Origin of the sequence: Endozoicomonas sp. G2_1 (assembly GCF_017744155.1) — a bacterium.
GTDB lineage: Bacteria > Pseudomonadota > Gammaproteobacteria > Enterobacterales > Alteromonadaceae > JAGHQT01.
Genome location: NZ_JAGHQT010000012.1, coordinates 73372 through 86965, shown reverse-complemented (window position 1 = coordinate 86965; position 13594 = coordinate 73372). Strand labels below are relative to the sequence as shown.

Annotated in this window: 12 protein-coding genes; 9 read left to right on the top strand and 3 right to left on the bottom strand. The window is 42.2% G+C overall.

Translation table 11 applies throughout. From position 1 onward, the window contains the following. Positions 1-104: 104 nt before the first annotated feature. Positions 105-1361 carry an MFS transporter gene (locus tag J7384_RS13645; protein WP_209114955.1) on the bottom strand — a complete coding sequence of 419 codons (1257 nt, stop codon included), beginning with the start codon at positions 1359-1361 and terminating at the stop codon, positions 105-107. Positions 1362-1689: 328 nt separating this feature from the next. On the opposite strand from J7384_RS13645, the gene J7384_RS13640 reads away from it, so the two are divergent. Continuing rightward, positions 1690-2232, top strand: coding sequence for a VC2046/SO_2500 family protein (locus tag J7384_RS13640; protein ID WP_209114953.1), 543 nt, complete (start codon positions 1690-1692; stop codon positions 2230-2232). Positions 2233-2283: 51 nt separating this feature from the next. On the opposite strand, the gene J7384_RS13635 is transcribed toward J7384_RS13640, so the two are convergent. Together J7384_RS13635 and J7384_RS13630 are read right to left on the bottom strand one after the other, a co-directional pair. Then, positions 2284-2787 (bottom strand): YchJ family protein, encoded by a 504-nt coding sequence (locus J7384_RS13635; RefSeq protein WP_209114979.1) that lies wholly within the window; start codon positions 2785-2787, stop codon positions 2284-2286. A 75-nt stretch (positions 2788-2862) separates the two neighbouring features. Beyond that, a complete protein-coding gene (locus J7384_RS13630; protein WP_209114951.1) occupies positions 2863-3294 on the bottom strand; it encodes a hypothetical protein in 432 nt (143 codons plus the stop codon). Positions 3295-3627: 333 nt separating this feature from the next. Between J7384_RS13630 and J7384_RS13625 the strand changes: the two genes are divergently transcribed. The 8 genes from J7384_RS13625 to pepN all read left to right on the top strand — a co-directional run bounded on the left by J7384_RS13625 (position 3628) and on the right by pepN (position 13588). Further along, positions 3628-4737 carry an OmpA family protein gene (locus J7384_RS13625; protein ID WP_209114949.1) on the top strand — a complete coding sequence of 370 codons (1110 nt, stop codon included), beginning with the start codon at positions 3628-3630 and terminating at the stop codon, positions 4735-4737. Between the two features lie 96 nt (positions 4738-4833). After that, on the top strand, positions 4834-5607 hold the full coding sequence (locus J7384_RS13620) for an SIMPL domain-containing protein (RefSeq protein WP_209114948.1): 774 nt from the start codon (positions 4834-4836) through the stop codon (positions 5605-5607). A 113-nt stretch (positions 5608-5720) separates the two neighbouring features. Then, a complete protein-coding gene (locus J7384_RS13615) occupies positions 5721-6182 on the top strand; it encodes a GAF domain-containing protein (protein ID WP_209114946.1) in 462 nt (153 codons plus the stop codon). Continuing rightward, positions 6179-6460, top strand: coding sequence for a hypothetical protein (locus tag J7384_RS13610; protein WP_209114944.1), 282 nt, complete (start codon positions 6179-6181; stop codon positions 6458-6460). Before J7384_RS13615 ends, J7384_RS13610 begins: the two co-directional genes overlap by 4 nt. A gap of 25 nt (positions 6461-6485) precedes the next feature. Further along, the gene (gene proQ, locus J7384_RS13605) at positions 6486-7148 is read left to right on the top strand and encodes an RNA chaperone ProQ (protein ID WP_209114942.1); all 663 of its coding nucleotides are present in this window, start codon (positions 6486-6488) and stop codon (positions 7146-7148) included. 13 nt (positions 7149-7161) lie between these two features. Beyond that, the gene (prc, locus tag J7384_RS13600; RefSeq protein ID WP_209114940.1) at positions 7162-9201 is read left to right on the top strand and encodes a carboxy terminal-processing peptidase; all 2040 of its coding nucleotides are present in this window, start codon (positions 7162-7164) and stop codon (positions 9199-9201) included. Positions 9202-9475: 274 nt separating this feature from the next. After that, a complete protein-coding gene (gene nhaC, locus J7384_RS13595; RefSeq protein ID WP_209114938.1) occupies positions 9476-10948 on the top strand; it encodes a Na+/H+ antiporter NhaC in 1473 nt (490 codons plus the stop codon). 75 nt (positions 10949-11023) lie between these two features. Next, positions 11024-13588 (top strand): aminopeptidase N, encoded by a 2565-nt coding sequence (pepN, locus tag J7384_RS13590; protein ID WP_209114936.1) that lies wholly within the window; start codon positions 11024-11026, stop codon positions 13586-13588. The last annotated feature ends 6 nt before the right edge of the window (positions 13589-13594 follow it).

Below are 13594 nucleotides of genomic sequence, written 5' to 3'. Positions count from 1 at the left end.
AAATGCTTTCGATAAAAGGGAAAAACTAATTATTAATGCTAACAAACAATTGCTGACCTCACCAAATAATAATGTCATTAATCAGTGCAGTTTAAAAAGCGTACTTATCTTGACGCTGTTGTTGCGTTTGTTTGTGGTACACGGCTGTAAAGGTAAAACCAAAGGGCAGCGCAGCTCACTAAAACACCGCCAAAGACAATAGACCAAGTCGCACCAGCGAGGGCAATGATACTGCCGATTATTGCCATAAAAATATTTGCCAGTGAAAAGCAAGTGGTCAGTAAACCCATCAGTTGCCCTTGGTTTACTTTGTTAAATCGGTCAGAGATATAAACCGGTAGTAAACCGCTAAACAGCGCAATTACTGCGCCAGTTACGGCGTAGACCGGCGATAATACCTGGTCATTTAACCATGGGTGCGACAACAAAATGGTTGCTAAACAGGTCAAACCGAGCAGACTACCATTCACTAAGCCGATTGAGCGCTTTACTTTGCCGACTAGAACTAAACTGCTCAGTATCATAAATGCTGTGAGTACTGCGGTCATAATGCCAATGTCAGGTGCAGAGTATTGGTAATTCTCGACCAACCAAACCGGATAAAACTCGTAAAAGGCGTTTAACCCCAAAGTGGCCAAAAAATAAATAAAAAATATCGTGCGAATATCCGGACTTTTTATCAAAGCAAATGAGTTTTGTTGTTTTAGTAGTGCTGACCAGTGAACATTTGCCGACTGATTTGAACTCACCGCATTAGGCAGTAATGTTGCTACAGCCAATAGCGATGTTGTTAAGGCAAGGGTGGCGACGTAAAACACAATTTCGGTACCCAGTGGTTGCAGTAAGCCGCCCGCTAATGGGCCGAGCAACCAGCCAGCGTAGCTTGTCGCATTAATACGGGTAAAGGTTTTGGTTTTCTCCAATACTGGAGATAAATCGCTGGCAATTGCCTTTGCGATGCTGATATTACCGCCACAAAGGCCATTTAAGAATCGGGTTAAGACAAAGGCAGGGTAGTTTTGATAAACAATTGCCAGTGCTGACAGCAGATAACCGAAGACGTTAATGGTAAGGCTGATCAATAGAACTTTTTTACGACCGTATTGATCAGATGCTGCACCAACAATAGAGCTGCCAATAAGCAAACCGATTGGATAGGCCGCGAGTATGATACCTAGCAGAATTTTAGCCGGTAAATTGGCAAAGTTGGTAAAAGGTGACCCTTGCTCCAAAAACAATGGCGCCATTACTGGGTAAGGCAAAGCGATGCCTGCTGAGCTAAACAAGACCACTAACATCATGGCAAATAAAATATAGTTAGCTTGTTTTTCCGTATATTGTTCGGTGTTCGATTGTTCCATCGCTTTCTTACTTAACTCGTTAATCGTATTGCTTTTGTCTTAACCAACAAATATCAGCATCATGGGCCAAAATGTTGCTATTAATGAATGCTTTTTGATTAAATTTTTATATAAAGTTATTGGTTTGTATAATTGTTAGCATCTTAATATTTATTGAGCAAAATTGATACTGCTTTACGCCTATTTAAGCTTCATCATGAAATTTTTAGTATTTTTGAACAATTAATCAACGAACAAACCACTGAACTTAAAAAAGCCCTAAAGCTTAGCTTGAGGCTGTCGATACTGAGATTAATAGCACATCACTATCTGGATAATTGTTGTTCCTGTGGTAAAAACCGAACTTTCTTCTCAACTATTGACACACGAGTTACAGTTAGGCGAGCAGCTTAACCATTGTGTGCATAGCGATCGTCGAGCAGACTTTGCCTTAATGTTGGCAATGCTTGCTGATGACGCGCGTGAGTACAGTCAGTTTCATTTGCCTAAAAAAGCACAAGACGCACGTGAACAACCTGATTATCGCGCTTTGTTCCAATTACCTGCCGAGCAACCACTAGCGTTAGAAAGCTTAGATCAAATAGAACAATACTATCACGCCGATGCCGTTGCCGAACAAAGATTCGCTGACATCAAACTCAAGCAAGCATTAGCGCCTGAGCCACTGGCATTTAGGGATGACAAAACCCATATTCCCCATCAGGTCAAAACTAATACTTCATTGTTTTGTCGGCAAAAGCTGCAGCAACAAGACAAGTATAAAGCGTTAACCCAAGACGCTGGATTTAACGCCAAGAAGTGGTTGGACTCAATTAATACTGCGATTGTAAAACAAGACATTATTAGTCCTGCTCAGGGTGTTTTTGTCTAATCTTATTAGCTGATGAATTTTTAATACCAATCCGGCTTTAGTAAACACAGGTTAAAGTTTATTTAAACAGCACTGCTTAAATTTTTTACCGCTACCACAAACACAAGCTTGGTTGCGTTTTGGTGTTTTAATCAGTTGATGACTACTAATATCGCCATCTAAGTAGCGCCACAAACCTTGCTCTTGAATGAACCGCGAGTTCTCACGCATCGCGAAAATTTGCTTATCTTGAATGTAAGTCGCGGTAAATTCGACATAAGCGAAGCCATTTGCGTCGGGCATTTGGCTTTGGTGAATTTGTAATCCTAGCCATTGGCACTGCTTTGCCCAGTCGGAGATTTCTTCAAGTGTTTGCTGCTTTCTGGGCTGCTGAGCATAGGTTTGCAAAATATAGTCTGCGTTTTGAGTCGCATAAGCACTATATCGTGAACGCATTAACTGCTCAGCGTTTTGTGCTGGCTTTCGCTGCTCAATAATTGGCTGACAGCAATCGGAAAAGGTTATCGATTGAACGTTATTTTGATCATTACTCTTAGCACGACAAGGGCACAGCATAGGGCTAATTTTTCACGGCAAACTCACAAGAGGTGTGATTATACCTGTTAGTCGCCTCTTGTGTTAACGTTTGGTTTAATGGATGGCTAAATTACCTTCAATGACAAATAGTTTTGTCTGGCTTTGTCCTGCACTGGCGCGAAGTTGCTTTACTTGTTCCGGTTTAAATTTAGGATCGTTAAGCACTATTGCTGCACAGTTTTCTTTCTGAAATGCCGTTTCAATGTTACTGACGTCGACATTCACTTTGTTGCTATTAACACACAGAATTTGATTCATTTTAATATCGCTTTGCGCCGACAATTGATTGAGGGTTTGCTCGGCTGAATTGATGACTAAAATCCACTTTTTTTGGTTCTGGTGCTGTCGACAGATATTAGCCACTTGTTGACTAAAGTCTTGCTTGTGTTGAGCTGTTTCTTGAACAGTACTGTCACTTTTATAATCGGTTAGTTGAATAACATTATGAGTATTTTTAGCTTTTTTCATGGTGTTTACTGACAACATAATTTACCTACCTAATGATTTTACTGACTTAATATGACTACTTAAGCACCCTCAAAAAACAGTACTCATTGGCTTTCTGTTACAACAACACTCGGTGTTGGCAACAGCGTAATTATTGAAAACTAACGTAATTACTGAATTCAAATGGTGATACTGTATAAATAAACAGTAGCTGTTTATTTATACATTTTCAAGTGTTTTATGGGGATTTTTTCGCCATTGCTGCTTAGCCTTTGAAGCTGGTTATTTGTCCAATTATTGTTTGCGAGTTTTTTCCTCTGCGTTACAATCATTTAGGAAATACTCAGGCTTTATCACTACGGAATGAAAAACATGATAAAAATTAATGCTAGGAAATCTTTATTGGCACTGTCGTTGTCTTTAGCTGTTAGCCATACAGTATCAGCTGACGAGCACGCAGAGCAGTTGGTTGGTAAGTATTACGGCGGTCTCCATGGAATGTTTATGGAAACTGATAACGATAGACTAACCGCTAATGGCCGAACGACCTCTGACGACGGTGACGGCTTTGGTGGTGAAATTGGCTATCGCATCTCACCAGCCTCAGAATTTCGTTTTTCTTACACTGAATTAGATATCGATAACACACTACCGGGTTTTGCTAAGCCTGATAGTTCATCGATAGCATTGGACTATTTGTATTTTCTCGATAAAAAAAGCGTTTATTTGGTCGGTGGCTTAAACCGTTTAAAAATCGATGAAACTGAGCTATCAGCAGATCTTGGTGTTGGTTACCGTCATTATTTTAATGAGCGCTTTGCCTTGTATCTCGAAGGTAAAGGTCATTACCAATGGGCTGAAGACTACATGGATTTTAGTAGTCGACTAGGTCTCATTTATTATTTCGGTGACTTTAAAAAGTCGTTACCAAAACCAGCTCAAGCGTCGCCAGTTGCCGTACAACCTTCAGCACCAAAACCAGCTGAGCCGAAAAAAGTGGTCGCTTCTGCTGTAGATTCAGATAAAGACGGTGTCGTTGATAGTTTAGATAAATGTGTCAAAACGCCTATGTCTGATAAAGTTGATAGCCAAGGCTGCACTATTTTTACCGATAAAACAGCGAGCTTAACCTTGCTGGTTAACTTTGATAATAACAAAGCAGAGGTTAAACCCGAGTATGTTGGCGAAGTAGCCAAAGCGGCTGATTTCATGAAAACCTATCCGCACGTTAATCTTGTTGTTGAAGGTCATACTTCAGTATTAGGCGCCGCTGAACACAACAAGCGCTTGTCTCAAAAACGCGCCGAAGCGATTGTTGCTATGTTAGTTGAGCAGTTTGATATTCGTGCTGACCGATTAACTGCAGTTGGTTATGGTGAAGAGCGACTATTGAGTGCTGAAAACAGCGCGCAAGCGCATGCGTTAAACCGTCGCATTGAAGCAAAGGTGGCCGTCAAAGAAAAAGTAGCGGCTCAGCGCTAAGTTCATCGCAACAACTGTTTGTAACAAAAATATGCTAAATCAAGCCCGACAATAGTGCTATTGTCGGGCTTTTTAGTGTTTTCGTAAGAGGTAGTTATGTTTAGAAAGCTCACGGCAGTATTGATATTTGCAACGATAGCACAATGTAGTGTTGGCACTGAGGCATCAGCCCAAGAGGGGATTACGGTGTCGGGCAAGGCCTCGGTTGAACAGCCAGTAACGCGCTTTTCATTATCGTTAGAAATTACCGAGTTTGGTTTTAGTGCCAGTAAGACGAAAGCGCTGGTTGATCAAAAGTCAGGGCAAGTGACTCGTGTTTTGCAATTATACGGCGTTGCTAACCAAGATATTAATTCCGCTCAGCTGCGCTTAACCACGGTTAACAATAAGCGGGAAATTGAGCGCTTGTACGTTGAGCGCGAATTGGCAGCAACTGAATCATCTAGTGATCGAGCATTTGTTGCGCTCAATAAAAGTCGCGACAGTAAAACTAGCAATAAGCAAATTCTTTTTCGCGTTAGTCGGACAATTAGCTTTAGCTTTAACGACATTGATGTTTATGATCGCTTGTTAGATGGATTAGTTAAATCGGGGGTGACTCAGTTATCTCCTTTGGTGTCTGGGGTCGAAAATGCCGAGCAGCTTTATCAACAAGCATTGGCACTAGCGATTGATAAAGCACGAGCAAAAGCCGAGTTTATCGCCAAGCAAGCGGGTGTATCGCTAGGAGACGTAATTTCACTGCAAGAGCTTGGTTATCACGCCCCAAGGGCTAAAGCTTTTGCAATGGCTGAATCCGCTGGTTTTCAAAGTCAACACGGTAATAGTGCGGTAAATGCCGAAGTTAGCGTCGTATTTGCGATAAAATAAGGGCTTGTGGCAAGTTTTTTTGCTTTTTTTTAACTGGATACAGCCGATAAAGCTTTAATTTGTCAGCTTATCAAGGTATCTTTAGCGCTTTTTAGCAGGCTTGTTTATTATTTATGAGTAAAGAAGAGTTTTATCAGCAGTTGCACGCACAAGTGGAGGCAATTATTGCTGGTGAAAATGATGCGATTGCCAATATGGCAAATATTAGCGCATTGTTGTTTGAAGCGTTAGACCAAGTGAATTGGGCTGGCTTTTATCGACTAGTTGACAATGAGCTGATTCTCGGGCCGTTCCAAGGTAAAGTGGCTTGTATCCGCATCCCTGTTGGCAAAGGTGTTTGCGGTACTGCGGTTGCACAGGCAAGCACCCAGCGCATTGCTGATGTCCATCAATTTAGTGGTCACATAGCCTGTGACGCTGCCAGTAACTCTGAGATTGTTATTCCTCTAGTTGTCAATGATCAAATCATTGCGGTATTGGACATTGATAGTGTTGCTTTTGATCGCTTTGACGAACAAGACCAAGCTGGCTTAGAGGCAATTGTTAGCACATTAGCCAATCAGTTGTCGCAATGAAAGAATTAGTGGTAATACACGATTTCTTAGTCTCTGAACAAGTTGTTGGAGATTGGGAAGGCCAAGAAGAGTTAGTTGCTGAAAAGCTCAACGAAATCTATCATACGTTATACGATTTAGCTGAGCCCGATATTGACGTTGAAACCCTTAGCCAGCTCTTAGAGTTAGTCTGGGAGAACTGGATTGGTCAAGAGGTTTTACCGGAATTAGAAACTGATGATATTTATGATTGGTGTCGGCATTTGCTAGATAATCGCTCACAATATCTCGAACAATAGATTATATATTTAGTAAGTTGTATTTATGGAAAACAAACCTAGTAGCAGTAAAGAAATTATCGCTTACCTCGCAGAGAAATTTCCAAGCTGTTTTTCTGTTAGCGGTCCAGCTAAACCTCTTAAAGTCGGTATTTTTCAAGACTTAGCTGAACAGTTAAGTGAAGACGAAGCCGTCAGCAAAACCCGTTTACGTCAAGCGCTTAGGCACTATACAAGTAGCTGGCGCTACTTAAAGTCAGTTAAGCTTGGCGCAGGCCGTGTTGATTTAGCTGGCGAACAAGTTGCCGAAATCGACCAAGAGCAAGCTGATTACGCCGCTAAAACCTTAAAAGAAAGCCAAGAAAAATTTGGTAACAAAAAAGGTCAAGACAACGCGGGCAAGAAACCGTATAAAGGTGACAAGCCTGCCAACAAGCACCAGTCTGACAGCAAGCGTAAATCAGATGCCAAGTCTAAAAGTGATAAGTTTAAAGCAGTTAAGGGTGCTAAACGTGCACAACCTGCAGCAAAAGCTACACTTAAACCTATTGAGAGCAATGCCATTAGTGTCGGTGCTAAAGTAAATGTCAAAGTTGGCAATTCGCCAATGGCGGCAACCATTACTGAAGTTTCTGGTAATGATATTAGCGTTCAACTGGTCTCAGGTATGGTAGTAAAAACGCAAATTGAGAATATTTTCGCAGAATAATTTGGAGATAGGTATGGATAAATTTTGCCGTATTGCCCTAGCTATATCAATAGCCGTTAACAGCTCTCTTGTTATCGCTTCGACTAATACCGAAGCCAACGTAGACGAAGCAGTTAAGGTGCTTGCACCAGAAACTCAACACGCTATTTCAAGTAAACGCATTACCGCAAGATTTACCCGAGACCACTACAAAAAGTTCGATATTGATGATCAATTGTCATCGCAGATATTCGACCGCTATATCAAGTCACTCGACTATTCTCGCAACGTCTTTTTAAAGTCTGATGTCGATAGCTTTGAGCAGTACCGCGACGATTTCGATACCGTTGTATCTCGCGGTAAACTACAAGTTGCTTACGATATTTACAATATCAATATGCAACGTCGTCTCGAACGTTACCAATATGCCATTAGTTTGTTGGAAAAACCGTTTGATTTTGACAAAGACGAAGTGTACGCATACGACCGCGAAGAAGCGGCGTGGCCAACATCAGTGGCTGAGCTCAATGAGTTATGGCGCTTAAAAGTCAAATACGATGCCTTGAATTTAACGCTGGCCGGTAAAGAGTGGCCAAAAGTTAAAGAAGTGCTGACTAAGCGCTACAACTACGCAATTAAGCGTTTAAAGCAAAATGAAAGCGAAGATGTTTTCCAAATTGTGATGAATAGCTTTGCTCGCGTTGTTGAGCCGCACACCTCGTATTTATCGCCGCGCAATGCTGAGCGTTTCCAAATGGAAATGAATTTAGAGCTTGAAGGTATTGGCGCTGTGCTGCGCGCTGAAGATGACTACACGGTTATTCAAAGTGTTGTTAACGGCGGACCAGCAGATAAGTCTAATGATTTAAAACCTAAAGATCGCATCGTTGGTGTGTCGCAAGACGACGGTGACTTTGAAGATGTCATTGGCTGGCGATTGGATGATGTTGTCGATCTCATTAAAGGGCCAAAGGGCAGTAAAGTTCGCTTGCAAGTATTGCCTGCTGATGCCGATGATGATGCCAGTATTAAAATTGTCTCTATTGTCAGGGATAAAATCAAACTGGAAGATCGCGCAGCCAAGTCTGAGGTCTACTACGAGAATGAAGGTACTGCCGACAGCCGCAAGCTCGGTGTTATTGAAATTCCAGGCTTTTACAACAACTTGTCACGCGATGTTAAGAAAGAAATCGATAAGTTAAAAGAAGAGCACGTTGACGGTATTATCGTTGATTTGCGCGGTAATGGCGGCGGTTCGTTAAATGAAGCGATATTGTTAACCGGCTTATTTATCGATAAAGGACCAGTTGTTCAAGTTCGCGATACGGCGCAGCGTGTGCGCCAGCAGGCAGACCGCGATGGTATTGTCTACTACGACGGTCCGCTTACGGTAATGGTTGATCGTTACAGCGCTTCTGCGTCAGAGATTTTTTCTGCGGCGATTCAAGATTACGGTCGCGGCGTGATTATTGGTGAACATACCTTTGGTAAAGGTACTGTTCAGCAGCACAGACCGCTTAAGCGCGTTTACGACTTGTACGAAAACGATTTAGGCAGCATTCAATACACCATTGCTAAGTTTTATCGCATTAACGGCGGTAGTACGCAGCACAAAGGTGTGTTGCCGGATATTGAATTCCCGTCAGCAATTGACCCAGAAGAGTGGGGCGAAAGTAAAGAAGAGAATGCCTTACCTTGGGATCAAGTGAGAAAGGCAAATTATCGCGAGTTAGGCGATTTATCGAAAGATATTGAGTACTTAACGGGGCTTTATCAAGAACGCATTAAAAACAATACTGAATTTGGCTACTTGCTTGAAGATATTGCCGAATATCAAGCTGAAAAAGACGATAAAACTATTTCGTTAAACTTAGCCGAGCGCAAGAAAAAACAAGAGTCTCGCAAAGCCAAGCGACTGGCTCGCGCTAATCAACGTTTAGTTGCTATGGGCAAAGAAAAAGTTGAATCTTTAGAAGACTTACCAGAGGAACTTGATGAGTTGGACCCGTTTTTGGACGAGGGCGCACGCATCACCTTTGATTTAGTCTCTTTGGGTAAGTTAGCGAAAAAATAACGTTTTGCGTAGTCGATTAATGATTCGACAAAAAATGCTAGTTGGGTAACCAACTAGCATTTTTTATGTCTGCGATGTCTCACTATAGGGAGTGGTTTACTCGTTTTGATTCAGCTAGTGTGGCACAAACTGAACACCCAACTGCTTTCTAAAAGGTATTAATCAAGATAAATCACTTGCACTTTTACCCGATAAACGGCATTTTGATGCGAGTTCTCTCAAATCACATCAGATTCACAGATAAAAATAATAAAATCTTAAGGTTAAATTTAACATGTCAGAACAAGACACATTTAAAGCTCCTAGTATGCTAGATGCCGCAATTCCGTTGTTAGCACTGGTGACTATGTTGACTGCCGCGGTTGCCTTTTTTGGTGACAGTTCATCATCGGGCCCTAACCAAATCGCGTTGCTTTTAGCCATGGGCGTGGCAATTGTTATTGGTTTGAAAAACGGTGCTAAATGGCCAAGTATTGAAGAGGCGATTATTAAAGGCATTTCACTGTCTATGGGCGCTATTTTAATCTTGCTCGCGGTAGGTGCTCTGATTGGTACTTGGTTGCTTTCTGGTACCGTACCCACCATGATTTACTACGGCCTAAAAATTTTAGATCCAAGTTGGTTTTACGCTGCGGCGTGTGTCATTTGTGGTATTGTTGCCATGAGTATCGGTAGCTCGTGGACAACAGCAGCAACGATAGGTGTTGCTATGTTAGGTATTGCCGAAGGGCTTGAATTGTCAGCGGCGATTACTGCTGGTGCTGTTATCTCGGGTGCCTACTTTGGCGATAAATTATCTCCGCTATCTGAAACCACTAACTTAGCACCAGCGGTTGCTGGTAGTGAATTATTTGAACACATTCGCTATATGCTTTGGACCACAGTGCCGTCAATTACTACGGCACTAGTGTTATTTTTAATTTTAGGTTTTACCGAAACCAATACTAGTTCTGCGACGGCAATTGGCACACTAAACCAGCAACTTGAGCAGCAATTTAATATTAGCGTGATCAACTTAGTGCCTTTAGTTGTACTACTGGTTTTGGCGATTAGAAAAATGCCTGCGTTCCCAGCGGTTGCTTTAGGTGCATTAGTAGGCGGCTTATGGGCAGCGATGTTTCAACAAGAGCTAATTGCTAAGTTAGCCGCTGAGGGCTTTAGTGGCGGTGTTGCTATTTTAACTGTGGTGTGGTCGGCATTGTTTGACGGTGTTGCCATTGAAACAGGTAACGCTAAGCTCAATGACTTACTCAGTGGCGGCGGTATGTCAAATATGCTTAATACCGTTTGGTTGATTATGTGTGCCTTGAGCTTTGGTGCTGTACTCGAATACTTAGGTATTTTGAAAAAGCTTGTCGACAGCATTTTGGCGGCGGCTAAGTCAACGGGTAGTTTAATTGCCAGTACAGTAGCGACCTGTATCGGTACCAATTCATTAACTGCAGATCAATACATCGCGATTGTCATGCCGGGTCGAATGTATAAGGAAGAATATCAACGCCGCGGTTTACACCCTGTTGTTTTGAGTCGTACCTTGGAAGACTCAGCAACCATTACTTCGCCGTTAATGCCTTGGAATACCTGTGGTGCATACATGTACGGTGTATTAGGTTTGGCCTCTTTCGAGTACCTCGCTTATTGTTTCTTTAATATCATTAATCCAATACTTGCTGTTATTTACGGTTTTATTGGTTATAACATTAAACAGCTAGCCAATAATGCTGTTGGTGACAAAGCCAACGCTTAAGCTGTTTGAATTTTAATTGTTAGCGAAAAGCCTGATTTATCAGGCTTTTTCATTTATCTATGATAAAGGTTTCTCATGTCTGAATTTACTACTCGCTATTTAGCTGACTACCAAGCTCCTACATTTACCATCAAAACTGTCGATCTTACATTTGAACTTGATGATAACAATACTATTGTCACCAGCGAACTTGCGATTGAGCGTTTAACCGATAGCACCGAATTAGTGCTTGACGGTGAGCACCTAACCTTACTTTCGGTAATAGTTGATGGTGTCGCATTAAGTGCAGAGCATTACCAGCTAACAGATAACAGCCTAACCCTTACTATTTCAACGCCAAAAGCTAAGGTCGTGATTGTCACCGAAATATCGCCTATTGATAATACCGCACTTGAAGGGTTGTTTAAGTCAGGCGATGCTTATTGCACTCAGTGTGAAGCCGAAGGCTTCAGGCGCATTACTTACTACTTAGACAGACCTGATGTAATGGCGGTGTTTAGCGCCAAGGTGATTGCAGACAAAGTAAGTTATCCTTACTTGCTGTCCAACGGTAATAAAGTTGAGCAAGGTGATTTGGATGGCGGTAAACACTTCGTTAAATGGCACGACCCATTTCCGAAACCGAGTTATTTATTTGCTTTAGTTGCGGGTAATTTTGACTTACTAGCAGACACCTTTGTCACTCGTTCAGGCCGTGAAGTGGCGTTAGAGATTTTCGTTGACCAAGGTAATCTCGCCAAAGCTGAACACGCGATGAGCTCGTTGAAAAAATCTATGTCTTGGGATGAGCAAACCTTTGATTTGGAATACGATCTCGATATCTACATGATTGTCGCAGTCGACTTCTTTAATATGGGCGCGATGGAAAATAAGGGACTCAATGTCTTTAATAGCAAATACGTACTTGCCGATAAAGAAAGTGCCACAGATACCGACTATTTTAATATCGAAGCTGTTATTGCTCATGAGTATTTTCACAATTGGACCGGCAATAGGGTCACCTGTCGAGATTGGTTCCAACTGAGTTTAAAAGAAGGCTTAACCGTTTTTCGCGATCAGCAATTTAGCGCTGACTTAAACAGCAGTGCCGTCACTCGTATTCAAAATGTCCGGTTGCTACGGGCACATCAATTTGCCGAAGATGCTGGACCAATGGCTCACCCGATTCGGCCTGAAAAAGTTATGGAGATGAATAATTTCTACACCCTAACCGTATATGAGAAGGGCGCAGAGGTCATTCGTATGCTGCACACTTTACTCGGTCAAGAGCGATTTAAGCAAGGTATTGATCTGTATTTTGAACGTTTCGATGGCATGGCGGTGACTTGTGACGACTTTGTTAACGCGATGGCTGATGCCGGTGGTGTTGATTTAAGCCAATTTAAGCGTTGGTACAGTCAAGCAGGCACGCCACTATTAAAGGTTGAACAGCACTACTGTCAGCAAGATGGCAAATTAACGCTAACCCTTGAACAAGTTCACCAGCCAAGCGCCAATCAAGAAAATAAAGACAATTTACATATCCCAGTGAAAATTGAGTTAATTGACCAAGGTCAGGTTAAGCAACATTTGCTCGAGCTAAAAGAGGCTAAGCAGACTTGGTCTTTTGATGTTGACTCCGACACAGTAGTTGCGCCTTTGGCAGGCTTTTCTGCGCCAGTAAAGGTGGCTTTTGAACAATCTGATCAAGCGCTTTACCAAATCATTAATCATGGTCAAGATGCATTTTGTCGTTGGGATGCAGGCCAAAAGCTATACGCTCGTTATATTCTAGCCTTGACGGCCGAGCCAACGAGTGAGTTACCTGAACGCTTGTTTAGCAGCTTGGCGAATATTTTATCGTCAGATCTTGATGATGAACTTAAAGCGGAGCAATTAACGCTGCCGAGCTTCGATGAATTAGCAGATAATCAACAGGAGTTGGACCCAACTCAGTTACTCGCCGCGATTAAGCAATTTAAGCAGGCCATTGCCAGCCAGCTTGGCGAGCAATTTAGCCAAGTATATAAAAATCTATCTAAAGAGCTCGAGTCGGTTGAAGACTTAGCTGCAGGCAAGGCGCAAAGGGCATTACGCAATTGCTGCCTTGGCTATTTGGTGTTACTGCCTGAGTACCAAGCGGTAGTTGTTGAGCAATATCACAGCAGTGATAATATGACCGATAGCCTTGCCAGCTTGAGCGCCGCAACCAAACAGAACTTACCAGCAGCGGCTGAATTGCTTAAACACTTCGAGCAAAAATGGCAGGATACGACGTTGGTGATGGACAAGTGGTTTAGCATTAATGCCATGTATTCTGGGGCAGATATTTTTGAACATTTAGCGCGCTTACTTGAGCATCAGCTCTTTAGTTTGAAGAATCCTAACCGCGCACGCTCGTTAATTGGCAGCTTCGCAATGAGTAACCCTGAGCACTTTCACTGTCAAAGTGGCCGTGGTTATCAATTTTTAGCCGAGCAAATAGCACAGTTAAATGAGATTAATCCGCAGGTTGCCGCACGTTTAATTACACCGCTTATTCAAAGTAAAAACCTTGAGTCTAAGCGTCGTGCTATTATTAAATCAGCGCTGCAAAAGTTACTCAAATTACCCAACTTGTCGCGCGACTTAAAAGAGAAATTAGACGCTGCCTTGTCGTAATTCAAA